Raw genomic sequence first — 25,538 nt, forward strand, 5'->3', positions numbered from 1 at the left:
TAAACGCTATTTCTGGTTTGGTTTAGACCGCCTCAGATTGCGTATGCTGTATGAGGCTGATGCTCTTTGAGCACTCGGCCCCTTCTGCATGCGGTCGTGCTGCCGCACCCTATTGGCCTGAAAACACATCCTTTTTCCATTTTATTCTGCCTGCTTTTTCCGCTTTTGCACTTATCCCCAGATTCTGCGGATGGCTGCGGGGGTAAGCTTGTGGATAAGCAGTACAGGCTGTGTCGATAACCCTCAGGCCAGCGTTACCTTACAAGATTGTCTCAAAAATAATGCATCTCAGATACCGTTTACGTTGGAAAACGGACCTGCGTTGCGTTCCTGGACGAGGATTAAACCGATAGCTGTAAGTGAGGGTGTCAGAAACGATGCTCAGACAACGACAAGCTGTTTGCCGCTTCGGTTTTTAACCGGACGAATATCCCCTAGTCTTACAGGTAGGTGCCGAGATCGCAGGACTTGTTGAGAATGCGCACACCAACAAGGTCGCTGCCGGGTTTTTTATCAAATAAAAAACCAGTTGGGTTCGTGCTCCAGCTTTGCGGGCACGAACCTTCTGTATGGCTTCTCAGCGATAAATCAGGGTTCTGAAAAGGCTGACCAGCACCGGCTGCACCACATACTGGATACCCAGCAGCACAACCATGGGGCTGAAATCCACGCCCCCCAGTGAGGGCAGAATACGGCGCACAGGTTCGAGAACCGGCTCTGTCATCCGGTTGAGGAAAAGGCCCACTTTCCAGACCAGCGGTTTCCGGCTGTCCAGAATGCCAAACAGGCAGAGATTAATGAAAATGCAGGACAGGATCAGGATCCAGCAATAAATCTCTAACAGGCGCATCAACACTGAAAAAAGAACAAACAGCAAGAACACTTCTCCACAACACAGGGGGTAAGAGCTGGCTTTACCAGACCTCAGGCCGCTACAATACAGCTTGACACCGTCTTGATAAGCCCTTTAGATCCCAGACTTATACAGGCGGGGCTATAGCTCAGATGGGAGAGCGCCTCGTTCGCAATGAGGAGGTCAGGGGTTCGATTCCCCTTAGCTCCACCACCCGCCTTTATAATCCCCTGATTTTATTCATTAAATTTCCTGAGACTGTAAACTTCGCTCTGCAAGTTTACACCTCCATGCTCTACGCCGGCCATGAGCACCTGCTGTTTCAGGCGACACTTCCCCGAATTGCGAACTAGTCCCTATAGTCGCAAGGGATAGAAGCCTGAGGAGGATCATCTGATGAAAATTAGCGCACGTAACCAGATTACCGGTAAGATTGTCGCCATTCAGCCGGGGGCCACAACCTCCCATATCAGTCTGGAACTGCCGGGCGGCACGGTCATGATGGCATCCATCACCAATGAAGCCGTGGCCGATCTCGGCCTAAAAATTGGCCAGCAGGCAACAGCACTCATCAAGGCGTCTGATGTCATGATCGGTGTTGAATAAACAGCTGACCATTTTTTGACGTCTATCAGCGGCATGTCCCTTCAGGGTCTGCCGCTTTTTTCTGCCTTTTCATTGGCCTTTTAAAATCTTGTTTTCAAAGTTTCCTGAAAGACCATCCCGGATTGCACCGACCAGCAGGCGCCAGCGGCGTATCATTTTGACGGGATGCTGGATGTGATACAGAGCACTGCGCGGCGTGCGGCACAGGACTTTTATAAACAGAAACAAAGCCATATTGAGATTATAAATCAACTTACAGTTTATGCTGTTTTGCTCAATAAAAACGCGGTTCCGTAAAGCGAAATAGGGGCGAATTATGCCCTGCTCACTCTGTAACCATGGATGAAGGCAGGAAGGGGTCTGGGTCCAGGATTGCTCAAGGTCCTTCAGAACGCTATCGCGGCACATCCACAGCGCCCCTCCGTTGCGGGTCATGCGTAATGTATAGTCATAGTCATCAAAATAGAGAAAAAAGCGCGCATCCGGCAGACCGATACGCTGCACCCACTCTTTATGAAACCATAAGCCACCATACGCCGCCATTTCCATGGAGCGGCATTCCAGCCCATTCTGCTTCCAGATTACGACCCTTTTTTTCTGGAAAGGGGCCTGAACGGAAAAACCAAAAAAGGAATTTTTCTGAATGGCATTGGGCTTATTGTTTTTAACCAGCTTGACGTAGGTGCGCTTGTCCTGACGAAAGCTGGCCAGACAGCAGGAGGATTTTTCCCCCATAAGCCGCCATGTGCGGGCAAGGGCTGTGAGCGCGTCAGGATCGGGAACGGTGTCATCATCCAGCGCCCAGATATGTCGGGTTTGGGCTCTTTGGGCCGCGGCAGAAAATCCTGCGGCAAACCCTTCCGCCGACCCTCCATTGCGCTCCAGCCGAATAGTCGTCACCCGCTCTGCGCCCCATAATGCCACAACGGTTTTCAGGTTTTCTGCAACAGCGGGAGCTGTTCCGTTATCCACCAGAACCACATGCCCGACACCTACCTGAAACGCCGCATGCAGAACCTGTTCAACAAAGGCAACACGGTTAGCGTAGGTCACAATCACAGCGCAGGTTCCGTGCAGGATTGCCTGTTCTGTGAGGGTTTCTGAATGTGTCACGCTTTTTCCATCGAAGTTGATTGGGGGCGCATTACAATAATGCTTTCGTCAGACTAGGCCCCTCATGCCCCAATGGCGCGGTTAACTCAGGGCCACCTCCTGACAGAAGATCTGGGAGCGCCAGAATGCGGCCTCGGCATCGCATAAGGTCCGTATCAGCCTGATGCCGCAGTGGTGCCCAGCGCAAATCCTGCTCGCTCAGGTGCAGGTCGGCACAACGGATTGCCCCCGAACTGACCAGTGTGCGATGCCAGTGCGTGAAGTTGGCCCCACTTCCCAAGACCCCGCGCCGGATAAGCCAGTAACGAAGAGGCCGGAGCCCCAGAGCGTCCACTCCCTGCTGCAACCGGGACATAACCGTCTGACGCCGTGGCAAAGGAAACAGCCAGACTGGCGCACAGCTACGCCACGCTTCTGCCAGCATGGATGCACTATCGGCGGTCACCACAAATCGGTTGCCAGTTTTCAGGAAGCTGCCGAACAAGTCTTCATCTGACTGGAAAAGATGCAGGATAGCGCCGCATATCTTCATCTGTTCCTGCATCCACGCCACCGCTTCAGGAGGCGTGCGAGGACTGGTGATTATGTGCAAAGGTTCCTGATTGGCGTGTGCCAGCGCACGGGCAAAAGTTAACAGGCGGCGGGTTTCCGCAAGCCCCATCCGAAAGTGGCGGGACGGGCCGCCATACATCACAATGGTGCCTGCATGGCGCTGATGTTCCGTGTTCTCTGGTTTTGGTGTGAGCCTAGCCCCGTTCAACGGCCAGGCGACTTTCAGAACATTCGGCCCCGGGGGATAATCATCCTGCGGCAACGGAATAATCAGATCCAGATCCTTAGCGGGAATATGGCTAGGCCGGCCGATATGCACCACTAATGGCCTTATCTGGCAGGACTCCCGTAACGCACAGGCTGCCTGCACTGCATTCCCAAAAGACAGAATGAGACGCAGCCCGGTCGTCTCTGGCCACTGGGCTGGCGGTGCAAAATCTGGGCCTAGCGGCACTGTCCGGAAGGGCAGTCCCAACGCCCGGACCAGCGTCCGACACTGTGCCTGCTCTCCGACGCGCCCTGTATCCAGAATCCAGACTGGCTCGGATAAAACTAATCGGTTCAGGTCACACCTCCCGCTTGCGCGCTCTGGCCCCCGAACAGGTCTCAGGCTTCGGGTTTGCCCTCAAATGATTTATTTCGGTTCATAATAAGATAAGGACCGAGACGTGTCAGAAGAATAGCTAGTTCGCTTAAGAGGGTTGCAAATCCCGCACCTGTCATCCCCCATGCACGGGCCAGCACATAAAGCAGCGGCAGGGAGAAACACATCGTCACCATGCGGCCGATCATAATCTGATGCGCCTTGTTCAGAGACACCAGAAGCGGCTCAAGCGGCACGTCCCACAGGTCCAGAATAGCGGTTATGGTCATCAGCAACAGCAGGGTGCGGGTGCCTGTCCACGGGACTGTCAGCAACAGATGCAGCAGCCACGGCCCGACGAACGTAGCCACAACCAGCACCACAGCGGAAAAAATAGCCAGCGCCTGCAAAATACGGTTGGTGACCTGACGGATGGAAGCCCAGTCCCGTTTATCCCGTAGTGCCACCAGTTCCGGATACAGAGCAGGGGTGAGCATTTGCGCCGGGCGCGCCATGCCATCGGAAATCTGCCATGTCACATTATAAATGGCGGCGTTCTCCGGCCCTAAAACCGCGCCGACAATCAGAACCGTCAGGCGGGAACCCAGACGCCCAAGCGCCTGATCCAGACTGGTGGAAAAGGTAAACCGCCAGATGCCTTTAATGGGGCTGAGCCAGGACACATTGACCAGCCGAAACCCTTTCAGTTTGTCCGAACGAGCCATGACCCAGAAGGCCAGTCCATAATCCAGCACGAACGCCACGGCGGTGGAACAGTACCAAAGCAGCAGAAAATCCGGCAGAGTCCAGTGCAGGAAAAACCCCGTCACGCACCCTACGAATTTGACCACAGAGCCGGCGGTATCCGCCAGAACCGCCAGTTCATACCGGTTAGCAAGCCGCAGGACGCCCATGGCGCAGCCGGTGTTCATAAACAGGATGACGGTCATGTACCATAGCGGGATATGCCCGTAGGCGGCCGCCCAGCCGGAAAGATGTGCCAGCCAGATGCTGGAGAAAAGTGCTACGGCCAGCCCCATGAGCGCGCCGAGCGCATCCAGCATGGAGCAATGGCGGAAAAGGGTCTGGAACGGTTTTTTCTCGGCAGCTTTGTAAAGAGACGTGCCGTATTGCAGCAAAGGCTGCCAGGCCTGAAAGCGTGTCGCCACCGCGCAGGACATGACGAAGGAGCTCATCAGCAGCAGGATGCCGTAATCCTCCAGCCCCAGTGTGCGGACGGCCAGAGCGGTGCTGGCCAGCGCAAGCACAGCCATGGCGCCTCTGCCAGTCAGCAGATAGCCCGTGTTCCGAAACACCCGTCTGAATAACGCTTTGATCTGACTATTCATCAGCCTTCACGCTTCCTTCTCCCGCCTGAAATAGCCTGTGCACGGCACATTATGCCGGGCCGTGTTTAGAAGCCATGCGGCAGAAATAGCAAATCGTCCTGTTTTGGTGCGCGGTCTGTTCTGAAAGGTTACCCGTTCACACTCCCGTGAAAAGGATGAAAAAGACCTCATATTTCTGTGTGCAGGGTTGCACCCTTCGGGCTTTTGCTCACACTCGTTTGTGCGCGGCCAGCCTCCCTCTGGCTCTTTTGCCAGAACAGGAGGCCGCCTGATACATGACCCATTAACGGAGAGTTCTCATGGCTTGGACCACACCGAAAATCACCGAAATCCCGCTTGGCGCAGAAATCAACAGCTACGTTTGCGGCCAGAAGAAATAAGCCTTTCTGCCGCCAGCGCGACCTGCATCAGGTTCGCGCTGGCGGCATTTTTGTTTTAAAAAGCCGCTTATGCTTGATCTTCTTGTTCTAGGCGCTGCCGCAGGTGGCGGCTTTCCTCAGTGGAACTCCAACGCGCCCGGTTGCCAGCGCGCCCGCGCCGGAGACCCAAACGCCCCGGCCCGCACACAGGCGTCTCTCGCCGTCAGCGGGGATGGTGAACACTGGTTTATCCTTAATGCCTCGCCCGATCTGCGCGCGCAGATCAATCAGACCCCAGCCCTGCACCCCAAAGAGGGTTTGCGTTCCACCCCCATTTCCGGTGTGGTGCTGACCAGTGGCGAAATTGACGCCATTACCGGGTTGCTGACCATGCGGGAACGGCAGGCTTACGGACTGTATGCCACGGCCTCTGTTCTGGCCCAGTTGGATGCCAACCCGATTTTTGATGCGCTGGACCGCACATTGGTGCCCCGCCAGACTATGGTGCTTGACGAGCCCCTCTCTCTGATGCCCGGCAATCTGCGCATCACGCCGTTTTCCGTCCCCGGCAAAGTGCCGCTTTATGCGGAGCGTGGGGAAAACCCGGCTGAGATCATGAATAACGGGGAAACCATCGGGCTGGACATTACGGATGGCCAGCATCGTGCCCTCTTCATCCCCGGCTGTGCCATGATGACGGACGCTCTGCGCGACCGCCTGAACGGGGCCGATGTGATGTTTTTTGACGGCACGCTCTGGACGGATGATGAGATGGTCCGCGCCGGCCTTGGAGCCAAGACAGGCCGCCGCATGGGCCATATGTCCATTGCGGATGAGCCGGATGGTACGATTGCCGCCTTCCGCCAGCTGAACGTGAGCCGCAAGGTGCTCATCCACATCAACAATTCCAACCCCATTCTGTTAGCCGACACGCCTGAACGCAGGCAGGTTGAAGAGGCAGGCTGGGATGTCGCCTATGATGGCATGAGGATAACACTATGACAGACCGGCTGCTTTCCCCCGACGAACTGGAAGCTGCCTTAAGGGCTATTGGTGCGGAACGGTACCACAACCTGCACCCCTTCCACCGTGCCTTGCATGATGGAAAGCTGAACAAGGGGCAGGTACAGGCCTGGGCTCTGAACCGCTATTATTATCAGGCCAGCATCCCAGCCAAGGACGCCACACTGCTTGCCCGCCTGCCCACAGCAGAGCTACGGCGGGAATGGAGGCGGCGGCTGATTGACCATGACGGCACGGAACCCGGCACAGGCGGCGTGGCACGCTGGCTGAAGCTGACCGATGGTCTGGGGCTGGACCGCGCCTATGTGGAATCGCTGGACGGCCTGCTCCCCGGCACACGCTTTGCCGTGGAAGCCTATGTGCATTTTGTGCGAGACCGCTCCATTCTGGAGGCCATTGCGTCCTCTTTGACAGAGCTGTTCTCTCCCACCATCATCAGTGAACGTGTCTCCGGCATGCTGCGGAACTATGCGTTTATTACGGAAGAAACACTGGCCTACTTCGCCCCGCGCCTGACGCAGGCTCCGCAGGATTCGGCCTTTGCGCTGGCTTATGTGAAGGAGCATGCCCGCACGGTGGCTGAACAGGAGGCGGTGCTTGGCGCGCTTAAGTTCAAATGTGGCGTGCTGTGGTCGATGCTGGATGCGCTGGATTACGCCTATGTCACGCCCGCCCGTATTCCGCCGGGGGCATTCCGTCCGGCTGAGGATGCAGCATGACAGCCGCCACCCTTCTGGCGGAAACCTGTGTGCCGCGCTTTGCCCGCGGCACACGGCTGCAATATGACCGCGTACGGGAGCAGTGGTTTGTGCAGGCTCCGGAACGGGCGTTTCTGGCTGATGCCGTTGCGGCAGAAATTCTGCAACTGGTGAACGGAAAGCGCTCTCTGGCGAAAATTATTGACCAGCTTGCAGAAAAGTTTTCTGCCCCGCGTGACGTCATTGCACAGGATGTTTTGAGCATGACACAGGAACTGGCCGACAAGCAGGTCCTGCTGCTGGCATGACCCGTTCTGCCATGACCAAAGCCCCGCCCCCCATGAGCCTGCTGGCAGAGCTGACGCATCGCTGCCCGTTGCAATGCCCCTATTGCTCCAACCCGCTCCGGCTGGACCCGCGCGCAGGCGAACTGGACACCGCAACATGGATGCGTGTGCTGGATGAAGCGGCCGCCATGGGCGTGTTGCAGGTGCATTTTTCCGGGGGTGAACCCATGGCCCGGCCTGATCTGGCTGATCTGGTCCGTCATGCGGTGTCTCTGGGGCTTTATACCAATCTGATTACCTCCGGCGTGCTGCTGAACCGTGACAGTCTGAAGGTACTGTCTGACGCCGGGCTGGACCACATCCAGCTCTCCTTTCAGGATGCCGACGCGCAGGAAGGCGAGCGGATTGGCGGCATGGCAGGCGCTCAGGCCAAAAAACTGGAAGCGGCTCGCCTGATTGTAGAAGACGGCCTACCGCTGACCCTGAATTTTGTGATCCATCGGCAAAATGCGGAACGCGTTCCGGCCATGCTGGATCTGGCCGAGCAGTTGGGCGCTCGCCGGGTGGAAATTGCGCATACGCAGTATTATGGCTGGGGCCTGCTCAACCGGGACGCCTTGCTGCCAGACCGCGCACAGTTAGAAGCGACGGAACAGGCTGTTGCTGCTGCACGCACGCGGTTTGGCAACCGGCTTGCCATTGATTTTGTGACCCCGGATTATTACGCCGAACGGCCCAAGCCCTGCATGGGCGGCTGGGGGCAGCGCTTCCTCAATATTTCGCCTTCCGGCAAGGTGCTGCCGTGCCATGCGGCAGAAAGTATTCCGGGGCTGACTTTCCCGTCCGTTACGGAAGAGTCGCTTGAGGCCATCTGGCAGGACTCGCCGCTGTTCAACCTGTATCGTGGCACGGACTGGATGCCCCAGCCGTGCCAGAGTTGTGCCTTTAAAGAAGATGACTGGGGCGGTTGCCGCTGTCAGGCTCTGGCGCTGGCGGGACAAGCCGACGCGACGGACCCGGTCTGCCACCGTGCCCCGGCGCATGACCGGATTGCGCAGGCCATCGCGGAGCGCCCTGCAACACCACCTGCGTTCCGTTACCGCCGGTATAGCAATACGGTTTAACAGCCGTTTCCTTTATCCGTATCCTGAGAGCCTGACCGACTCCTTTAAGGAGCCAAAGGCCAGAGTGGCTTTCCCCTCAGGCATGGATTGTCTATGCGCGGGTCGGAAACAGGCTGTATGATTTAGGGTGTTTCTACACCGCGAGGCGGCTCTTTATGCGTAGACATGGCTTTTTCTGGCTTCTGGCGACCTGTTGTCTGGCTCCTTTGCCTCCGGCCCACGCCGCGACGTCGCAGCCTGAAGCCATAGAAGTGCATGCGGCCCGGCCGGTAACAGTGCAGAGCTATCAGGCTGTGGCACGGGTTTTCCGGCGCTTTAACGCCTTCCCTGAGCAGGACCGCGCCAATCTTTCCCTGCATGTGCTGGGTCGGCTCCAGCCAGAGGATGCGCCTCTGAAAGCCTCCGGGTTGCACCTGCAAACCAAAAGTGGCCCAATCCCGCTGTTTAATGCAGACAATGATGAACTAACCGTGCCGCTGACAAAGGCTCTGTGGGAAGAAAATCCGCCTTTGATGGCCAACCTGACATCAGATGAGTTTATCGTTTTCACCTTCCAGGTTGCCGTCGCCACGCCCCAGCCGGACCACTTTACCGATGCCGAAGCGCGCCACTGGCTGCGGCAACTCAATAACTGCATGGAAGATGTGGTGGGGGTAATTGTTGCTTTCATGCTGCCGGATGCGCATCGACTAATTGTCTCCGTAGCCCCGCATAGCCGACTGGAGGCAATCAAAAATGACCAGCCCCAGCTTCTTCTGGATAACCAGAGCGATACACCGCAAACGTTCGTGTTCAGACCGCAGGACTACCCACGCGATACGCTCTTCCGTAGCACCAAGGCGTTCAATCAGGTCCTCATAAAAATCCCGCTTGATCCCCATGCAAGCATGAAGCGGAAATCACATTAAATTCTGTTTTTTTGAATGAATGCTCTTTATCATAAAAAGACAGTAAGAACACATTAGAAAAGCCACCATCACAATTGATACTTTTACGCATTTCGTCAAAATATCCTCGTCGCTTTGAAAAAATGCAAGCTCGTGCATTTTGGCTAAGCACAAGAGCGGCGTGAAGATCGTTGAGAAGCAGCCAATATATAAAGATGTCGATATGAATTTATCGACATTAAATGTGTCTATGGCATATTTCATGCCATCAAATGGCAATGATTTTATTTTTATCCACAAAAACAAAGAATAATAAAGAAAGAATATAAAAAGTACCAAAGAAACAGATATTACCCGTATCAGATCTTCTTTCTGTTCATTCATAGAAAACGTTGTAAATGAAAGCACCAGCATTCCAACAAAATTCATAAATGCACAAAAAGAAGAAACAGGAATGACCTACTTCAAAAGCTTTGTCTGATTTTCCCTTAGTAAAAAAATATAGGGCTTTTGCGTCCTGCTTAATTGCGGAGAAAGAGAAAAGGCACAGGCTTTACCGCTCCTGAATATCGCCACTCACCCTCTCCTGAATGCCATAAAATTTTATGGCGATTAATCCTGCTGAAATCCCTCTAAATTATATTAATATCGAAACAATATTGGTAGAATAAAATACTGACGCGTATTCAATTGGTTATCAGTGAAAATTTGAGCGCTGCGTCTGTCACGCTCTGATGGTGTGCGGGAAGGAGTACTCCCCCTGCCCGCACAAACCTTAATCAGTGCCGGTTGGCGCGCACCAGCCCGGAGACAAACTGCCACCCGCGCCCGACATCACGAATGACGCGTGCAATGGCCGGAGCCGTGGTGGGACGCAGCAGGCGCGGGTCATAGCCCGCAAAGCGCCTGTCATCTTCTTCCAGACACAGATCCATAAATTCCGGCAGGTTCAGATCAACGTTGGCAATGTCTTTTGCACCGGTGACCGTGAAGTTGTTGTCCTGCGTATGGACCTCACCCTTATCATCCACAGAGGTGGCAAGGCTCATGCGTTCATAGGCAAGAAATGCCCAGACCGCCCAGACTTTCATCTCAAAGAACGGACGACGCCACCAAGGCATGACTGCCCGATACCAGGCCAGCCAGTTGGCAAACAGCAGAATGTGGCGACATTCTTCCTGCATCACCGGCTCGAACGTATCAATCAGCTCGGGCGGGAAGAAACCGGAACGCTGTGCCAGTTCAAACAGGCCAAAAGCGAAGAAGCTGTCCACGCACTCAGAAAAACCGGTGACGAGATAGGCCCATTCGACGTCTTTCGGCTCAATATACGGCGGTTCCGGCGCCATTTTGATGTCGTAGGCCTCAACCAGCTTGGACAGAACTTCCTTATGCCGGTTTTCTTCCCACGCATTGCGGGAAATGGCGTCCTTGATGTCCGGATCTGTTACCAGACGGGCGTAAGCTGCCATACGCAGGCGGGCCTTGCCCTCGGTCTGCACGGCAATGTCCCAGATCGGCAGAGACGTAATGCGATGCAGCGTTTCCGGGTCCAGCTTCGGCCAGTCAATGACGGAAGGCCGATAGGGGTTGAAGGTTTCGCGGAACATAGCCGCAATCGCCTTCTTATGCGCGTCAGAGCCCGGCTTCAGCGGGCCTTTGACAGGGCTGAACCAGTGCCGGGCTTTATAATCGGCCTCAACCACAGCCTCATGATCGGGCGGCGGGGGCAGATCATCCACACTGTCTGGCAGGCGGGAATAGATATCGCTGAGAGAACCCATGGCAGGAACCCGTTTACTGGGGGCGCTGCGCCACCCGCCCCTGCCAAAACAGAAGCGGGCCACGCAGGGCCCGGGACAACAAACTGACTCCTCCCCCTCCGCAGAAGGAGAGGAGCGCGGGTCTTCCGTTTAGTGAATGTCGGAAAGCTTCGAAATGATCTTTGTCACTAGACCATAGTCAATTGCTTCTTTCGCGGACATCCAGTGGTTGCGGTCTGTGTCCTTGACGATTTTTTCGTACGTCTGGCCGGTTTCCCGTGCGAACAGGCGGTTCAGACGCTCACGCATCTTGATGATTTCGCGTGCTTCGATGTCGATATCGGTTGCCGGACCACGCACGCCGCCCATCGGCTGATGCAGCAGGAAGCGCGTATTGGGCAGGCAGAAACGACGATCTTTCTGGCCAGCAGCAAAAATCAGCGCACCGGCAGAAGCAACCCAGCCCGTGCCGATCATGTTGACCGGAGCAACCGAATCGACAAAGCGGATCATGTCATGGATGGTGTCACCACTTTCCACGTGTCCGCCGGGAGAGTTCACATACACATCAATCGGCTTGTCCGACTCACCGGCCAGCGCCAGCAGACGCGCCGTGACGTCCCGCGCCACCTTGTCGTTAATCCCGCCAAAAATCAGCACTTTGCGCTGTTTGAACAGCTTGTTCTCCAGCTCCCCTTCCGGGGCAGCCGGGGTTTTGGCGTCTTCTTTTTCCGGTGCGTCCGGGGACTCCGGGTTCTCATCATCCAGCCGGATAGGATCGCAGGGGGAAATGCCCGTCATGCCAGTCTCCGCATGTTCTGTGTCTCTGTTCATGTCTCTTATCCTGCTCTGCCTGCGCGCCCCTGCCAAGGGGCAATCATGCGAGGGTGATCCCCTATCTCGCCACAACGGCCTGAAGAGGGTAGAGTGCCCCCTGTTTTTCACCCTGCCAGCGGAGCAACCATCACGTCATGCAGCAAGCGTGCCCAGACCAGGACCGGCCTTTCCGGCACCGTGTTTCCATGGCTTTTCAGTCCGGCAGCCCGTTTCGGTCCGGGCTACTGGTCGCAACAGGCGTGCTCTGCCTGACAGGATGCAGCCATAAGGACGCCGTGGATACGACGTTTGAGTGGATGCAGCATATGCGCGGCGGGGTTATTGCCGCACAGCGGCCACCACCACCCGGCATTTATGACCCCTACCCGCATGTGGGCCTGACGCCGACGACAACGCCGGAGGTCCCCTCCCCTCAGGCCCGGTCCCTGATCACGCAACAGCTCATCCGTGACCGTAACCTGATGTACCGCACGGTGGCCGCAAACGGCACCCTGATGCCTGAAATCCCGCCACCGCCCGGTGCCGCTGCATCAACCGCACCCAAAGCGGGCACGGCCTCACAGACCGGGAACGGCACCGCGCAGCCTGCTACGCTCCCCGAGGGCACGGCCGGGGCCATTATGGATGCAGCAGAGGCCCCGCCCCAGCAGGCCGCCGCCACGGCTGCCTCTGCCGGGAAAAACGCTCAATCCGCAGTTCCATCTGCCCCCTCGTCTGACTCCGGCACTCTGACCAAAACCGGGAAAAAGACCGAAGCTGGCAAGCAGGACGCCGAAGTCGCCATGCCGGAAGTCGGGATGCCGGAGGTGAAAGCCACCGCGCAGACCCCGCCCACCCCGGCCAGCGCCATTCCGCAGATCCCGGCAGGGCCACCCGCGCCGCCATCCTTCCCCGGGTTTGATGTTCCGTCAGACGCCTATCTGCCGGATGCGGTTCGCCCTAATTATGATCTGTCTGATGCCAAGGGCACGGCAATTCATTGCATCCCGCAGTCCGACCAGATTTCCTCCGGGCAGGATGATGCGTTTGCAAAACTGGTCGCCAAAACACCGCATGGGCCATTCTATGTGCGGGGCTTTGGGTCTGCCGCCTCACTTGATGCGCAGGATCAGGCTGACGCCGTGCAGCTTGGGCTGCTGCGCGCCCAGAATATTGCCAAAAAGCTGATCAGCCTGAACGTGCCTTCCTCCGCCATTCACATTCGCGGGGACGCGTTTGGCATGGGCGCACGCATTGCCACGACGCCCTGATACGCCTCTCCGCCCTGCCCGTGGGATAATCTTAGAGTTGAGAACAGATTATCCCATTGGGGCGGTTGCCTGTTCCATTTCTGCCATTACTATGTTTTTCCCCCGTAATCGTGCGGGGTCTGACCCCTTTCCTAACAAGGGCATTTGAAGTCCATGACCGAAGAATTCCATCGCATCCGTCGCCTGCCGCCTTATGTTTTTGCCTCTGTCAATCAGGCCAAAGCGGCAGCCCGAGCGCGGGGCGAGGATATTATTGACCTCGGCATGGGCAACCCGGACAGCCCCACGCCGCCGCATATTGTGCAGAAGCTGGTTGAAACTGTGCAGAACCCGCGGGCGCACGGCTATTCCGTCAGTAAAGGTATCCCGGGCCTGCGTAAGGCTCTTGCCGGATATTACGAGCGCCGCTTTAACGTGAAGCTCAACCCGGATACGGAAGTCATCGCCACACTGGGCTCCAAGGAAGGGCTGGCCAATCTGGCCTCCGCCATTACCAGCCCGGGGGACACCATTCTGGTGCCTAACCCGTCCTACCCCATTCATCAGTTTGGCTTTATTATTGCCGGGGCTTCTGTACGCTCCATTCCCGCCACGCCGGATGATACCATGCTGCGGGCGCTGGAACGCGCTGTGCGCCATTCCGTCCCCAAGCCGACGGCGCTGATTGTCAACTTCCCATCCAACCCCACGGCCTATCTGGCGGATCTGGATTTCTACAAGGAACTGGTGGCGTTCGCCCGGCGGGAAGAAATCTTCATCCTGTCTGACCTCGCCTATGCGGAAATCTATTTTGGGGATCTCGTGCCGCCCTCCATTCTGGCGGTGCCGGGGGCGAAGGATATTGCGGTCGAGTTCACCTCGCTCTCCAAAACCTACTGCATGGCAGGCTGGCGTATGGGGTTTGCGGCAGGCAATGAGCGGCTGATTGCGGCCCTCACCCGCATTAAATCCTATCTGGATTATGGGGCCTTTACCCCCATTCAGGTCGCTGCCGTGGCTGCTCTGAACGGCCCGCAGGATTGCGTGGCCGATATCCGCGCCCTGTATAAAGAGCGCCGGGACGTGCTGATCCGTGGCCTGCATGCCGGTGGCTGGGACGTGCCCTCACCGGAAGGTTCCATGTTTGCATGGGCCCCTATCCCCGAACCCTTCCGGGAAATGGGCAGCGTTGAATTTTCCAAACTTCTGCTGAAAGAAGCTGGTGTGGCCGTAGCCCCCGGCCTTGGGTTTGGCGAGCATGGGGAAGGCTTTGTGCGGATTGGGCTGGTGGAAAATACCCAGCGTCTGCGTCAGGCCACCCGTGCCATTCGTGGTTTTCTTTCAGCCCATGGCGTAAAAGCGCCTCCTTCTTCTGCCAGCAAGCCGGAGCCTGTTGAATCGTGACGTCTTCTCCCTCCACTTCCCCCCTTCGTCTTGGTCTCGCTGGTCTCGGCACCGTCGGCGCTGGTGTTATCCGGCTGCTGAACACCAATGCGGATCTGGTCACCGCCCGTGCGGGCCGCCCGCTGAAAGTCACCGCCGTCAGCGCCCGCGACCGCACGCGGGACCGCGGGGTCGATCTGTCCGGCATGCGCTGGTACGATAACGCCCCTGATCTGGTCGCTGACCCGGACGTGGATGTTGTGGTTGAACTGATTGGTGGCTCAGAAGGCACGGCCCGCGCCGTGGTGGAAGCCGCCCTTGCCGCCGGAAAACCGGTGGTGACTGCCAATAAGGCTCTCCTTGCCATTCATGGCCCGGCTCTTGCCCGGCTGAGTGCTGAAAAATCAGCACCGCTGCTGTTTGAAGCCGCCGTTGCGGGCGGCATTCCCGCCATCAAAATGGTGCGTGAAGGTCTGGCCGCAGACCGTCTGTTGCGGATTGGCGGCATTCTGAACGGCACCTGCAACTATATCCTGACCGTGATGCGGGAAACCGGGAAGGACTTCGGCACCGTTCTGGCTGACGCCCAGCAGCTGGGCTACGCGGAAGCTGATCCCTCCACTGATATTGACGGACTGGATGCCGCCCACAAGCTGACCATTCTGGCCGGTCTGGCCTTTGGGCAGCCAGTGGCGTTTGAATCCCTGCATGTAGAAGGTATCCGCCGCATTGGCGCGCTGGACCTCACCTTTGCCCGCACACTTGGCTATCGCATCAAACTGCTGGGCATGGCCCGTATGGGCGAGACCGGGCTTGAAGCCCGCGTAACCCCCTGCCTTGTGCCGGAAAATGCCCCCATCGCACAGGTGGATGGCGTGTTTAACGCCGTAGTGGCGGAAGGCGCTTTTGCTGGCCGGCTGATGATTGAAGGCCGTGGCGCAGGGGCTGGCCCCACCGCAAGTGCTGTTGCGGCTGACCTTATCGATATCGCCCGTGGGCATACCATTCCTGTTTGGGGCGTGCAGGCCACAGATACGCCTCCTTTGCAGGCTAACCCGGTTTCTGCAGGCACTGGCGCGTTCTATCTGCGTTTACTCGTGGAAGATCGTCCCGGTGTGATTGCGGACATCACGGCTGTCCTGCGTGATTGCGGCGTTTCTCTCCGCAGCATGTTGCAGCACACGCCAGAGCAGAATGATGCCGATCCTTATGTGCCGCTGGTACTGGTGACGCATCAGACGTCTGAAGCCGCCATGCAGGATGCTGTCGCGCGGATTGATGGTCTGGATGTGGTGACGGATACGCCGGTGATGATCCGGATTGAAACGGACTGAGCGTCTTATAAAAGCCCAGCCCTGGCCTTAAACAGAGAGGATTATCTCTAGAATGTCTGACGCGATTGAGCCGATTCCGAGTTTTGTGGTTTCTGACCGCAATCTGGCCCTTGAACTGGTCCGTGTAACAGAAGCTGCTGCTCTGGCCTCTGCCCACTGGACAGGCCGTGGCAAGAAGAACGACGCCGATGGTGCTGCTGTTGAAGCCATGCGCACGGCGTTTGACACCGTGGCCATTGATGGCACCGTGGTAATCGGTGAAGGCGAGATGGACGAAGCACCGATGCTGTATATCGGTGAGAAAGTCGGCTCTGGTGGCCCGGCCATGGATATTGCCGTGGACCCGCTGGAAGGCACCAATCTTTGCGCCAAGGACATGCCCAACGCTATTACCGTTGTGGCACTGGCCGAAAAAGGCAACTTCCTGCACGCACCCGATGTGTACATGGATAAGATCATCGTCGGCCCCGGTCTGCCCGAAGGCGTGGTGGACCTTGATTCCTCCATTGAAAACAATCTGCGCAATCTGGCCAAAGCCAAGGGCAAGGCTGTGCGTGACCTCGTTCTCTGCACGCTGGACCGTGAACGGCATGAAGAACTGATTGCCAAAGCTCGGGAAGCTGGCGCTCGCGTCCGCCTGCTGACCGACGGGGATGTGGCCGGGGCGATTGCCGCGTGTCTGGATACCAGCCAGGTTGATATTTACGCAGGTTCTGGCGGCGCGCCGGAAGGCGTTCTGGCTGCTGCGGCGATCCGCTGCGTCAACGGCCAGATGCAGAGCCGCCTGCTGTTTGAAGATGACAGCCAGCGCGAACGCGCCCAGAAAATGAACCCCGGCAAGAACCCGGACCGCAAGCTCGGCCTGCATGATCTGGCTGCTGGCTCCGTGCTGTTCTCTGCCACGGGTGTAACGTCTGGGACGCTGCTGAAGGGCATCCATCAGTATCCGAACCATGCCGTCACGCATTCTCTGGTCATGCGCTCCAAGTCCGGCACGGTGCGGTTTATTGAAGGCTATCACAACTTCAAAACTAAAACCTGGACCCCGCAATAAGGCGCTCACACACCAGAATGAACGTTTTATTGACTGAGAAAATGGACACACTCTCCCCCATGCCAGAGGCCCGCGCGGCCCTTGGCGTGGAAAGCAGCCTGACAGGCCGCCGATGGGTATGGCGGGACGGGGCGGAAGACCCCGCCCTGCTCCGCATGGGGGCGGCCATTGCCCAGCGGGCAGGCCTTCCGGAAGTCGTCGGGCGGCTTTTAGCCCTGCGTGGCATTCCTCTGGAACAGGCTGCCCATTTTCTCGACCCGAAACTCCGCGCCCTGCTCCCCAATCCGTCCAGCCTGCAGGATATGGATAAGGCCGCTGCCCGCATGGCGCAGGCGGTCCAGCAGGGTGAGACCATTGGGATTTTCGGGGATTATGACGTGGATGGTGCCTGTGCATCCGCCATCCTCGCCTCGTTTTTTGAAGAACTCGGCTGCACTGTTCACACACATATTCCAGACCGCATGACGGAGGGCTACGGCCCGAACGTGCCGGCTCTGGAAGGGCTTGTGGCGCAGGGCGCGTCCCTTGTTATTTGCGTGGACTGCGGCACGGCTGCCGGTTCTGTTCTGGGTGAACTGGCTGGTAAGGCCGACCTGATTGTTCTCGACCACCATAAATCAGAAGATGCCCTGCCCCCCATTCTGGCGACGGTAAACCCGAACCGGCCAGACTGCACCTCCGGCCTTGGCCATGTCTGCGCTGCGGCTCTGGCCTTTCTGGCAGCAGTTGCCACCACCCGGGACCTCCGCGCTGCCGGATGGTTTCATGACGCCCAGCCCGCGCCGGATCTGCTGCGCCAGCTTGATCTGGTGGCCCTTGCCACCGTGTGCGACGTGATGCCGCTGCATGGGCTGAACCGTGCGTTTGTGACGCAGGGCCTGAAAATCATGGCGCGTCGCCAGCGCACTGGCCTGAACGCGCTGATGGACATTGCCGGTGTCACCAAAGCGCCGGATGCCTTTACCTGTGGATTTGCACTCGGGCCGCGCATTAATGCAGGCGGCCGTATTGCGGAAGCCGGACTAGGGCTGACCCTGCTCCGCAGCACGGACGCCCATGACGCCCGCACCATGGCTGAGCGTCTGGATGCGGTGAACCGCCGCCGACAAGGCGTGGAAGCTGAAATTCTGGACCGCGCCATGGCACAGGCTGCCGAACAGCGCGAAGCGGGCCACCCGGTTATTCTGCTGACTGGCAAAGACTGGCACCCCGGCGTGGTCGGCATTGTCGCTGGCCGCATCAAGGAACAGTTTAACCGCCCTGCACTAGTGGGTGCGGAGCAGGAAGACGGCTCCATTAAAGGCTCCGGGCGCTCTGTGCCGGGGCTGGATCTGGGCACCGTGATTATTGCAGCGCGTCAGGCCGGTGTGCTGACCAGCGGTGGCGGGCACGCCATGGCAGCCGGTTTCTCTCTGCCTGCGGAAAACATTGAGCGCTTCCATACATTTCTGGATGAGCGACTGGCCGATGCGGCTGTTTTGCCGGATACGGTGGATGTTGCGCTTGATATCGCTTTGTCTGTCTCCGGTGCCACAGTTGAGCTTGCGGAAAATCTCGCCATGCTGGCCCCGTTTGGCGCCGGCAATGCTGAGCCGCTCATTGCGGTTTCCAATGCGCAGATTATCCGGTCTGACCGAATTGGTCGGGATGGCAACACCCTACGCCTGCTTTTGAAAGGGCAGGATGGTGGCCGCCTGAAAGCCTTGCTTTTCCGTGCGAATGACAATCCGCTGGCTATTGGGCTGGAAGACAGCACGCGTCCCCCGGTTCATCTGGCGGGCTATCTCCGTTCGGAAACATGGAATGGGCGAACAGACGCGACCTTCTTCATTCAGGATGCGGCCCGCGCCTGATGGGCGAGCGTCCTGCCTGATGATTGTTCAGGTTCGCTGATATTTTTCTGTCAGACACCAGTGCAGATGGTTCCGCACGGCGGGCCATTCTGCGGCGGTCACGCTATACACACAGGTATCGCGCAGGGAGCCATCGGGCATCCGCTGATGGCAGCGTAAAATACCATCCAGTCTGGCCCCTAGCCGCTCAATAGCCCGGCGGCTGCGCTGGTTGAGGTAATGCGTGCGAAACTCCACAGCCAGACAGTCCAGCGTTTCAAACGCGTAGGAGAGCAGAAGCATCTTGGCTTCCGTATTGACGGCGGTTCTCTGCACACAGGCTGCATACCATGTGGAGCCAATTTCCACACGCGGCCCGGCCTTATCGATATTCATGAAGGTCGTCATACCGACAATGCGGTTATCTGGCAGGCTGACGACCGTATAAGGCAGCATGGTGCCACGCTGCAGCAAAGCCAGACGGCGCTCAACCTCAGCCTGCATGGCCTCGGGTTTGGGCACCGACGTGCACCAGACTTTCCATTGCGCTCCATCCTCCACAGCATGCTGCAAGCCCTCCACATGAGCGGGGGACAGCGGCACAAGCTGAACGTGCTGGCCGGTCAGGCCAACAGGAGCATCGGGGAAGGCACGTCGTGTCGTCATAGGAACTCAGGAGGGCCTTAGCCCTCCTTTGCTGCTCCGCGACGGGCTTCGACTTCTTTCTTCATCGCGGCCTGAACTTTTTCAAAAGCCCGGACTTCAATCTGGCGCACGCGCTCGCGCGAGATGCCATACTGATGTGCCAGATCTTCCAGCGTGGACGGCTCGTCCGTCAGACGACGTTCGGTAAAGATGTGCCGCTCACGCTCGTTCAGAGAACTCATGGCATTGGCAAGCAGGGCTTTACGGCCAGAGAGCTCTTCGTTTTCCGCGTAGGTTTCTTCCTGATTGACCTGATCATCCACCAGACGATCCTGCCACTCATTATCCTGATCAGCCCGCATCGGGGCGTTCAGGCTGTGGTCGGGTGCGGCCATGCGGCGGTTCATGCTCACCACGTCCTGCTCGGACACACCAAGCGTGGTGGCAATCTTGTTCACCTGTTCGGGCTGAAGGTCCCCATCATCAATCGCCTGCATCTGCCCTTTCAGGCGGCGCAGGTTGAAGAACAGTTTCTTCTGAGCGGCAGTGGTACCCATTTTAACCAGAGACCAGCTATGCAGGATGTATTCCTGAATGGCCGCACGGATCCACCACATGGCGTAGGTTGCCAGACGGAAGCCCTTATCCGGGTCAAACCGGCGCACGGCCTGCATCATGCCGATATTGCCCTCACTGATGAGTTCATTCACCGGCAGGCCATAGCCGCGGTAACCCATAGCGATTTTTGCAACCAGCCGCAGGTGAGATGTCACCAGTTTGTGCGCGGCCTTTACATCGCCCTTGTCCTTCCACAAATGGGAAAGACGGAGTTCTTCTTCCGGGGTGAGAAGGGGATATTTGCGGATATCCTGAAGATATCTTGAAAGATTATTTTCAGGACCAACATTGATGACAGATGAGACCATCGACTGAGCACTCCTCTTAACTGGAAAGCTCCCTGCAGCGCCTCAGGTTCCGTGAAAATCTGATAAGCGTTGCGTAGAGTTAGGCAAGTTTCCGGTTAACAAGCGGATAAAAATTATGTCCTCTTCCATCGCCCCCCGAATGGGCAGCGCGAAGGAAAAAACACCCGGTCCGACGGCCCTCTGGGCATGTCGGAATGGACGTTGACGGTGCGCCGGAATTAGTTTTCTGTCAAGAAAATCCCCGCAAACCCGCAGTTTGCTTAGGGCATGACTGCTTTCTGCCTTTCAGGCGAAGAGGCAGACTCGGAACCGGACGGAAAGGACTGGCATAGTCTTTGTGACGCACGAGGGTCCGGAAAGTTCCTCGCCCAGTTTTCAAACACATATCCGGTTTGATAAAGTCAGACGATCACAGCTTTCTTCGGATTAAGCCCCAGCGCCTCACCCAGCGCCAGCATGTCTTCGGGCATCGGGGCGTCAAACAGCATCTGTTCACCCGTGCGCGGGTGGGTAAAACCCAGACGCGCCGCATGCAGGGCCTGACGGGGGAAATCCAGCGCTGCCGCCCGCGCCGTGGCGGAAAGGCCTTTGGCCGCTGCCGGAATACGCCGCAGATAAACCGGGTCACCCATCAGGGGATGGCCATTGGCGGAAAAATGCACCCGGATCTGATGCGTGCGGCCTGTTGCCAGACGGCACTGCACTAAGGCCGCGCCCATCTCAAAGGCCTGCAAGGTGCGATAGCGGGTGAGCGCCCATTTGCCACCGTGGGTAACAATGGTCATGCGTTTGCGGTCCCGCTTATCCCGACCAATGTCACCCTCATACTCCCCTTCCGCTGGCTGCGGGCAACCCCAGCAAAAGGCCAAATAGGCCCGGTCTATCCTTCGGGCGGCAAAATCAGCTGAAAGGGCAAGGTGCGCCTGTTCCGTTTTGGCCGCCACCATCAGGCCGGATGTATCCTTGTCCAGCCGGTGCACAATGCCGGGCCGCCGCTCCCCGCCAATACCTTTCAGGCTTTCCCCGCAATGGGCAATCAGGCCATTCACCAGCGTGCCGGTCTCATTCCCCGGGGCGGGATGCACCACGAGGCCTGCCGGCTTGTTGAGCACAATCAGATCCGCATCTTCATACAGAACATCAAAGTCCACGCGCTCGCCTTGCGGCACAGCAGGTGTGGCGGGGGGTATGGTCAGAACGTAGGTGATGCCCGCCCGCACGGTCTCGGCAGGTTCTGTAATCGGAGCCGCGTTGCCGACCAGATGCCCCTCTTCAATCAACACTTTGACGCGTGAGCGGGACAGCGAGCCGGATTGTGCGGCCACAAAGCGATCCGCACGATCTCCGGCATGCTCCTCGGCAGCGATAAAAACCAGAGAGGTGCCAGAAGGACTCCCGGCAGGCGTTGAGTCGGGCTGAGGCGTGCCGGTTTGCGTCAAAACTGTTCTACTTCTTTCAGGCGGGGCGGAAAGCGCGAGTAAAAGCCTTTTATCCTCTGTGGCGTCAAGAACGCAGCAAAACAGCTCGTGCAGTGCCTATGGTTTTATCATGCCGCAACGGGTGCTACGCAGGTGGCATGACACCCCTCCGCCCTTCCGGCCCCTCTCAGCCTTCCGGCACGCCGTCTCTGGTGCAGATCAGAGCCGCCTATCAGGCGTTGCTGGCCCGGCGGCTGAGTATTCTGGCCATTCTGGGGGGCGCTATTGTCCTTTCCGTGCTGCTGGATTTCTCTCTGGGGCCAGCCGGGCTTTCCCCTGCACAGCTTATCCATACGCTCCTGCACCCATCCACTGTGCCCGCCAGCCAGCGGATTATCGTCTGGCAGATCCGTCTGCCTTACGCGCTGATGGCGGTGTGTGTAGGGGCAGCCCTCGGGCTTTCGGGGGCTGAGATGCAGACCATTCTGGCCAATCCGCTGGCTAGTCCGTTTACTCTGGGGGTTTCTGCCGCAGCCGCTTTCGGGGCATCTCTTGCCCTCGTATTAGGCCTGCATCTTCCGGGCCTGCCCGATACCTGGCTGATTGCTGGCAATGCGTTTGTTTGCGCCCTTGGCTCGGTCTTTCTGCTCGATGTGGTCGGGCATCTGCGCCATGCGCGCACCAGCACTGTGGTGCTGTTTGGCATCGCGCTGGTCTTCACCTTTCAGGCGCTGGTGTCCCTCATGCAATTTATGGCCAGTGAGGACGCGTTGCAGGACCTAGTGTTCTGGACCATGGGCAGCCTGACGCGCACCACATGGCCCAAACTTGGCTTGCTGGCAGCCATGGGCGCTCTTGTTATGCCATTCTCTTTCCGGGCGGCGTGGAGCCTGACGACCCTGCGCATGGGGGAAGAACGCGCTGCCAGTCTGGGTGTGAATGTGCCCCGCGTGCGTCGGGGGGCGCTGCTGCGGGTCAGCCTGTTGTCCGCTCTTGCGGTCTCATTTGTTGGCATTATCGGATTTGTCGGGCTGGTGGCACCGCATATTGCCCGGAGGTTGCTGGGAGAAGATCACCGCTTTTATCTGCCGGGCAGCATGCTGGCGGGGGCGCTGATTCTCTCGCTGTCCTCTGTGACGGCCCGTATGCTGATCCCGGGTGTGATTATCCCCACCGGGATTGTCACGGCACTGGTGGGGATTCCCTTTTTCCTGAGCATCGTGCTGCGGGAGCGTGGTTTGTCATGACCTCACCACCCTCCGCCCAGACCGGTCTGAGTGCCACGCATGTCACGGTGCAGTATGGCAGACGCACCGTGTTGCAGGACGTGACCGCTGGTCCTTTTAGACCCGGCACCGTTTGCGCGCTGCTGGGGCCAAATGGTGGCGGAAAATCCACCCTCATGCGGGCCATGGCAGGGCTGGTGCCGTCCTCAGCCTGCGTCACCCTGAATGGTGTCGAGCTCTCCCGTATGAGCCTGACAGACCGCACTGCGCGATGCCTGTATCTGCCGCAGGCGTTGCCTGCTGCGGTGCATTTGCCAGTTTTGGAAGCGCTGATAGCGGCCCGTCATACAACTGGCCGCGCCCGCGTTCTTTCGGCCTCAGGCGCGCCGGAAGAAGACGCCATTCAGTCTGCGCTGGAAAGCCTCACCCTCTTCGGCATTCCACATTTGGCCATGCAAGCCATGGACGAACTTTCCGGCGGCCAGCGGCAACTGGTCGGGCTGGCGCAGGCACTCAGCCGCAAGCCGGACGCTTTGCTTCTGGATGAACCGCTCAGCGCGCTGGACCTGCACCACCAGTTTGCCGTGATGGAAATTCTGCGTCGGGAAAGCGCTGCCCATCAGCTTGTCACAGTGCTGGTGCTGCATGACCTGAACATTGCCCTGAACATGACGGACTTTGTGACGGTGCTGCATGACGGCCAGATGGTTGCCTCCGGCCCACCTGCTGCGGTGCTGACCCCGGACCTGCTGCGCGAGGTTTATCGCGTCCACGCCCGTGTGGAAGAAGGCGCGGACGGCAGGAAGTTTGTCAGCGTGGATGGCATTGCGTGAGGTCTTCGCCTCAGGTTCCGCAAAATGTATGGCGCACCCGCTCACTGGCCTGTGCCGGGCGGGCATAGGCTTCTTTGCCGGGCTGGTCGTCATACGGGCGGGTGCAAACGGCAAGCAAGTCTTCAAACAGCGAGAAATCACTCTCCTCCACTGCCGCCTTGATCATGGCTTCCACCAGATGGTTCCGGGGGATAAAGGCTGGGTTCACCTGCTTCATGGCGTTTATGCGGGTTGAGACGGAGACGCCCCCCTCCTGCGCCAGACGCTGCCGCCAGCGTTCAAGCCAAGCTTCAAACCCGGCGAGAGGCTCGGGCACTCCCTGCCCGCTTATCGCGCCCTCGGAGCTAAGGGCGCGGAAGGTTTGCGTAAAGTCCGCCTCTTCCGCCTGCATCGTCTCCAGCAAGCTGCGCAGCAGGCCGGCATCCTCCGGTTGCACCGTGTTCAGCCCCAGCTTGGCCCGCAGACCAGCCAGATAGGTTTGCTGAAAACGTCCTTCAAACGTCGCCAGAGCCTGCTGCGCCACAGGAACGGCCTGTTCTTCATCCTCTGCCAGTAACGGCAAGAGCGCTTCTGCCAGACGGGTCAGGTTCCACAGGGCCATACTGGGCTGATTGCCATACGCGTAGCGGCCGCGTTCATCAATGAAGCTGAACACCGTGGCCGTGTCATACTGCTCCATAAAGGCGCAGGGGCCGTAATCAATCGTCTCGCCAGAGATTGCCATATTATCGGTATTCATCACGCCATGAATGAAGCCTTTGAGCATCCACTGAGCGACCAGATCAGCCTGTGCGGCAATCACCTGTTCCAGCAAGGCCAGATAGGGAACGGGAGCCTGTGCGGCATCAGGGTAATGGCGGGCTATGGCGTAGTCAGCCAGCAGCCGCAGGCCTGCAAGATCCTGACGGGCTGCAAAAAACTGGAACGTTCCCACTCGTATGTGGCTGGCGGCCACGCGGGTAATCACAGCCCCCGGCAGAGGGGTTTCACGCATCACACGCTCGCCAGTCACCACAGCGGCCAGAGAGCGGGTTGTGGGGATCCCCATCGCCGCCATGGCCTCGCTCACCACATATTCCCGCAGCACGGGGCCAAGTGCGGCGCGCCCGTCACCCCGGCGCGAATAGGCGGTGCGGCCTGAGCCTTTCAGCTGAATTTCGCGCACGTGCCCTCTGGCGTCCGTCACATCCCCCAGCAGAAGCGCCCGACCATCCCCCAGCTGCGGCACGAAATGCCCGAACTGATGCCCGGCATAAGCCAGCGCAAGCGGCTGCACCCCCTCTGGCATATGAGAGCCGGAGAGCATGGCGACCCCCTCCGGCCCGGAAAGCCAGACCGGATCCAGCCCCAGAGATTTGGCCAGAGGCACATTCAGTTTGATCAGCTGCGGTGCCGCAACGGGCGAGAGCGCTGCAGAGGCATAAAAATGGTCAGGCAACTGGCTGTAGGTTTGCCGCAGAGAAAAGGAGGTCATGCAAAGGCCCTTCATGGTCACAGCCAGTGGGGAAAAATCCGGGTCTGGCGCGCAGGAAACAGCCAGACCGCAAGCGTGAAGCTGATATGGGGACGATGGCCCTGCTCTGGCAACACACTTATGATCATGTTATTTAACCGCCACCATCGC

At 58.2% G+C, this 25,538-nt stretch carries 24 protein-coding genes and 1 tRNA gene; 15 read left to right on the plus strand and 10 right to left on the minus strand.

Annotated elements, in window-relative coordinates; all coding sequences use genetic code 11:
- Positions 1 to 577: 577 nt before the first annotated feature.
- Positions 578 to 883, minus strand: a complete 306-nt coding sequence (locus tag AD930_RS08820; protein ID WP_231558350.1) for a YggT family protein — start codon at positions 881 to 883, stop codon at positions 578 to 580.
- Positions 884 to 990: 107 nt separating this feature from the next.
- Here AD930_RS08820 and AD930_RS08825 point away from each other — a divergent pair.
- Positions 991 to 1,066 (plus strand) — tRNA-Ala (locus tag AD930_RS08825).
- Between the two features lie 183 nt (positions 1,067 to 1,249).
- Positions 1,250 to 1,459, plus strand: coding sequence for a TOBE domain-containing protein (locus tag AD930_RS08830; protein ID WP_061505948.1), 210 nt, complete (start codon positions 1,250 to 1,252; stop codon positions 1,457 to 1,459).
- Positions 1,460 to 1,528: 69 nt separating this feature from the next.
- Here the strand turns inward: AD930_RS08830 and AD930_RS08835 are convergent, their stop codons facing one another.
- The 3 genes from AD930_RS08835 to AD930_RS08845 are packed head-to-tail and all read right to left on the minus strand — an operon-like array spanning position 1,529 to position 5,059.
- Complete coding sequence (locus AD930_RS08835) at positions 1,529 to 2,572, minus strand: glycosyltransferase (protein WP_061505949.1); 1,044 nt, start codon at positions 2,570 to 2,572, stop codon at positions 1,529 to 1,531.
- Positions 2,573 to 2,603: 31 nt separating this feature from the next.
- Positions 2,604 to 3,734: an ELM1/GtrOC1 family putative glycosyltransferase gene (locus AD930_RS08840; protein WP_341843833.1), complete on the minus strand. Its 1,131-nt coding sequence runs from the start codon at positions 3,732 to 3,734 to the stop codon at positions 2,604 to 2,606.
- Positions 3,731 to 5,059, minus strand: coding sequence for a lipopolysaccharide biosynthesis protein (locus tag AD930_RS08845; RefSeq protein ID WP_061505950.1), 1,329 nt, complete (start codon positions 5,057 to 5,059; stop codon positions 3,731 to 3,733). Before AD930_RS08845 ends, AD930_RS08840 begins: the two co-directional genes overlap by 4 nt.
- A 296-nt stretch (positions 5,060 to 5,355) precedes the next feature.
- Here AD930_RS08845 and pqqA point away from each other — a divergent pair, with 296 nt between their 5' ends.
- The 6 genes from pqqA (at position 5,356) to AD930_RS08870 (ending at position 9,455) form a co-directional block, all read left to right on the plus strand.
- A complete protein-coding gene (pqqA, locus tag AD930_RS17405; protein ID WP_043550231.1) occupies positions 5,356 to 5,436 on the plus strand; it encodes a pyrroloquinoline quinone precursor peptide PqqA in 81 nt (26 codons plus the stop codon).
- Between the two features lie 69 nt (positions 5,437 to 5,505).
- Complete coding sequence (pqqB, locus tag AD930_RS08850) at positions 5,506 to 6,417, plus strand: pyrroloquinoline quinone biosynthesis protein PqqB (RefSeq protein WP_061505951.1); 912 nt, start codon at positions 5,506 to 5,508, stop codon at positions 6,415 to 6,417.
- The gene (gene pqqC, locus AD930_RS08855) at positions 6,414 to 7,157 is read left to right on the plus strand and encodes a pyrroloquinoline-quinone synthase PqqC (RefSeq protein WP_061505952.1); all 744 of its coding nucleotides are present in this window, start codon (positions 6,414 to 6,416) and stop codon (positions 7,155 to 7,157) included. The genes pqqB and pqqC overlap by 4 nt, the downstream gene beginning before the upstream one ends.
- A complete protein-coding gene (gene pqqD / locus AD930_RS08860; protein ID WP_061505953.1) occupies positions 7,154 to 7,444 on the plus strand; it encodes a pyrroloquinoline quinone biosynthesis peptide chaperone PqqD in 291 nt (96 codons plus the stop codon). The genes pqqC and pqqD overlap by 4 nt, the downstream gene beginning before the upstream one ends.
- Before the next feature lie 11 nt (positions 7,445 to 7,455).
- A complete protein-coding gene (gene pqqE, locus AD930_RS08865) occupies positions 7,456 to 8,547 on the plus strand; it encodes a pyrroloquinoline quinone biosynthesis protein PqqE (protein WP_208598593.1) in 1,092 nt (363 codons plus the stop codon).
- Between the two features lie 155 nt (positions 8,548 to 8,702).
- Complete coding sequence (locus tag AD930_RS08870; protein ID WP_156476952.1) at positions 8,703 to 9,455, plus strand: DUF2987 domain-containing protein; 753 nt, start codon at positions 8,703 to 8,705, stop codon at positions 9,453 to 9,455.
- A gap of 758 nt (positions 9,456 to 10,213) precedes the next feature.
- Here AD930_RS08870 and AD930_RS08880 read toward each other — a convergent pair.
- Positions 10,214 to 11,218: a ferritin-like domain-containing protein gene (locus tag AD930_RS08880; protein WP_043550237.1), complete on the minus strand. Its 1,005-nt coding sequence runs from the start codon at positions 11,216 to 11,218 to the stop codon at positions 10,214 to 10,216.
- A 129-nt stretch (positions 11,219 to 11,347) separates the two neighbouring features.
- Complete coding sequence (locus tag AD930_RS08885) at positions 11,348 to 12,031, minus strand: ATP-dependent Clp protease proteolytic subunit (RefSeq protein WP_197056201.1); 684 nt, start codon at positions 12,029 to 12,031, stop codon at positions 11,348 to 11,350.
- 188 nt (positions 12,032 to 12,219) lie between these two features.
- On the opposite strand from AD930_RS08885, the gene AD930_RS08890 reads away from it, so the two are divergent.
- From AD930_RS08890 to recJ, 5 genes are all read left to right on the plus strand, one after another.
- Positions 12,220 to 13,284, plus strand: a complete 1,065-nt coding sequence (locus AD930_RS08890; protein WP_061506004.1) for a hypothetical protein — start codon at positions 12,220 to 12,222, stop codon at positions 13,282 to 13,284.
- A gap of 153 nt (positions 13,285 to 13,437) precedes the next feature.
- A complete protein-coding gene (locus tag AD930_RS08895) occupies positions 13,438 to 14,667 on the plus strand; it encodes an LL-diaminopimelate aminotransferase (protein ID WP_061502001.1) in 1,230 nt (409 codons plus the stop codon).
- A complete protein-coding gene (locus tag AD930_RS08900) occupies positions 14,664 to 15,980 on the plus strand; it encodes a homoserine dehydrogenase (protein ID WP_043550239.1) in 1,317 nt (438 codons plus the stop codon). Before AD930_RS08895 ends, AD930_RS08900 begins: the two co-directional genes overlap by 4 nt.
- A 52-nt stretch (positions 15,981 to 16,032) precedes the next feature.
- Positions 16,033 to 17,034, plus strand: coding sequence for a class II fructose-bisphosphatase (gene glpX, locus AD930_RS08905; protein WP_043550241.1), 1,002 nt, complete (start codon positions 16,033 to 16,035; stop codon positions 17,032 to 17,034).
- A 41-nt stretch (positions 17,035 to 17,075) separates the two neighbouring features.
- Entirely contained in the window at positions 17,076 to 18,887 is a 1,812-nt protein-coding gene (recJ, locus tag AD930_RS08910; protein WP_061505957.1) for a single-stranded-DNA-specific exonuclease RecJ, read from the plus strand.
- Positions 18,888 to 18,914: 27 nt separating this feature from the next.
- Here the strand turns inward: recJ and AD930_RS08915 are convergent, their stop codons facing one another.
- From AD930_RS08915 to AD930_RS08925, 3 genes are all read right to left on the minus strand, one after another.
- A complete protein-coding gene (locus AD930_RS08915) occupies positions 18,915 to 19,532 on the minus strand; it encodes a GNAT family N-acetyltransferase (RefSeq protein ID WP_061505958.1) in 618 nt (205 codons plus the stop codon).
- 17 nt (positions 19,533 to 19,549) lie between these two features.
- The gene (gene rpoH, locus AD930_RS08920) at positions 19,550 to 20,437 is read right to left on the minus strand and encodes an RNA polymerase sigma factor RpoH (RefSeq protein WP_043550246.1); all 888 of its coding nucleotides are present in this window, start codon (positions 20,435 to 20,437) and stop codon (positions 19,550 to 19,552) included.
- 401 nt (positions 20,438 to 20,838) lie between these two features.
- The gene (locus AD930_RS08925; RefSeq protein WP_244150550.1) at positions 20,839 to 21,804 is read right to left on the minus strand and encodes an RluA family pseudouridine synthase; all 966 of its coding nucleotides are present in this window, start codon (positions 21,802 to 21,804) and stop codon (positions 20,839 to 20,841) included.
- Positions 21,805 to 22,013: 209 nt separating this feature from the next.
- Here AD930_RS08925 and AD930_RS08930 point away from each other — a divergent pair, with 209 nt between their 5' ends.
- On the plus strand, positions 22,014 to 23,102 hold the full coding sequence (locus AD930_RS08930; protein ID WP_061506006.1) for a FecCD family ABC transporter permease: 1,089 nt from the start codon (positions 22,014 to 22,016) through the stop codon (positions 23,100 to 23,102).
- A complete protein-coding gene (locus tag AD930_RS08935) occupies positions 23,099 to 23,914 on the plus strand; it encodes an ABC transporter ATP-binding protein (protein WP_061505959.1) in 816 nt (271 codons plus the stop codon). The genes AD930_RS08930 and AD930_RS08935 overlap by 4 nt, the downstream gene beginning before the upstream one ends.
- A gap of 10 nt (positions 23,915 to 23,924) precedes the next feature.
- Here the strand turns inward: AD930_RS08935 and AD930_RS08940 are convergent, their stop codons facing one another.
- On the minus strand, positions 23,925 to 25,388 hold the full coding sequence (locus tag AD930_RS08940) for a protein adenylyltransferase SelO (protein ID WP_061505960.1): 1,464 nt from the start codon (positions 25,386 to 25,388) through the stop codon (positions 23,925 to 23,927).
- Positions 25,389 to 25,538: the final 150 nt, after the last annotated feature.

It is taken from the genome of Acetobacter malorum (assembly GCF_001580615.1).
Classification (GTDB): Bacteria; Pseudomonadota; Alphaproteobacteria; order Acetobacterales; family Acetobacteraceae; genus Acetobacter; species Acetobacter malorum.

Bases quoted from the DNA above. Each gene is read 5' to 3' on its own strand.
- AD930_RS08895 (WP_061502001.1), top strand. From the start codon at position 13,438: ATGACCGAAGAATTCCATCGCATCCGTCGCCTGCCGCCTTATGTTTTT.
- AD930_RS08830 (WP_061505948.1), top strand. From the start codon at position 1,250: ATGAAAATTAGCGCACGTAACCAGATTACCGGTAAGATTGTCGCCATT.
- AD930_RS08935 (WP_061505959.1), top strand. From the start codon at position 23,099: ATGACCTCACCACCCTCCGCCCAGACCGGTCTGAGTGCCACGCATGTC.
- pqqB (WP_061505951.1), top strand. From the start codon at position 5,506: ATGCTTGATCTTCTTGTTCTAGGCGCTGCCGCAGGTGGCGGCTTTCCT.
- AD930_RS08930 (WP_061506006.1), top strand. From the start codon at position 22,014: ATGACACCCCTCCGCCCTTCCGGCCCCTCTCAGCCTTCCGGCACGCCG.
- AD930_RS08940 (WP_061505960.1), bottom strand. From the start codon at position 25,388: ATGACCTCCTTTTCTCTGCGGCAAACCTACAGCCAGTTGCCTGACCAT.
- recJ (WP_061505957.1), top strand. From the start codon at position 17,076: ATGGACACACTCTCCCCCATGCCAGAGGCCCGCGCGGCCCTTGGCGTG.
- AD930_RS08915 (WP_061505958.1), bottom strand. From the start codon at position 19,532: ATGACGACACGACGTGCCTTCCCCGATGCTCCTGTTGGCCTGACCGGC.
- pqqD (WP_061505953.1), top strand. From the start codon at position 7,154: ATGACAGCCGCCACCCTTCTGGCGGAAACCTGTGTGCCGCGCTTTGCC.
- pqqE (WP_208598593.1), top strand. From the start codon at position 7,456: ATGACCAAAGCCCCGCCCCCCATGAGCCTGCTGGCAGAGCTGACGCAT.
- pqqC (WP_061505952.1), top strand. From the start codon at position 6,414: ATGACAGACCGGCTGCTTTCCCCCGACGAACTGGAAGCTGCCTTAAGG.
- AD930_RS08890 (WP_061506004.1), top strand. From the start codon at position 12,220: ATGGCTTTTCAGTCCGGCAGCCCGTTTCGGTCCGGGCTACTGGTCGCA.
- pqqA (WP_043550231.1), top strand. From the start codon at position 5,356: ATGGCTTGGACCACACCGAAAATCACCGAAATCCCGCTTGGCGCAGAA.
- AD930_RS08870 (WP_156476952.1), top strand. From the start codon at position 8,703: ATGCGTAGACATGGCTTTTTCTGGCTTCTGGCGACCTGTTGTCTGGCT.
- AD930_RS08880 (WP_043550237.1), bottom strand. From the start codon at position 11,218: ATGGGTTCTCTCAGCGATATCTATTCCCGCCTGCCAGACAGTGTGGAT.
- glpX (WP_043550241.1), top strand. From the start codon at position 16,033: ATGTCTGACGCGATTGAGCCGATTCCGAGTTTTGTGGTTTCTGACCGC.
- rpoH (WP_043550246.1), bottom strand. From the start codon at position 20,437: ATGGTCTCATCTGTCATCAATGTTGGTCCTGAAAATAATCTTTCAAGA.
- AD930_RS08885 (WP_197056201.1), bottom strand. From the start codon at position 12,031: ATGAACAGAGACACAGAACATGCGGAGACTGGCATGACGGGCATTTCC.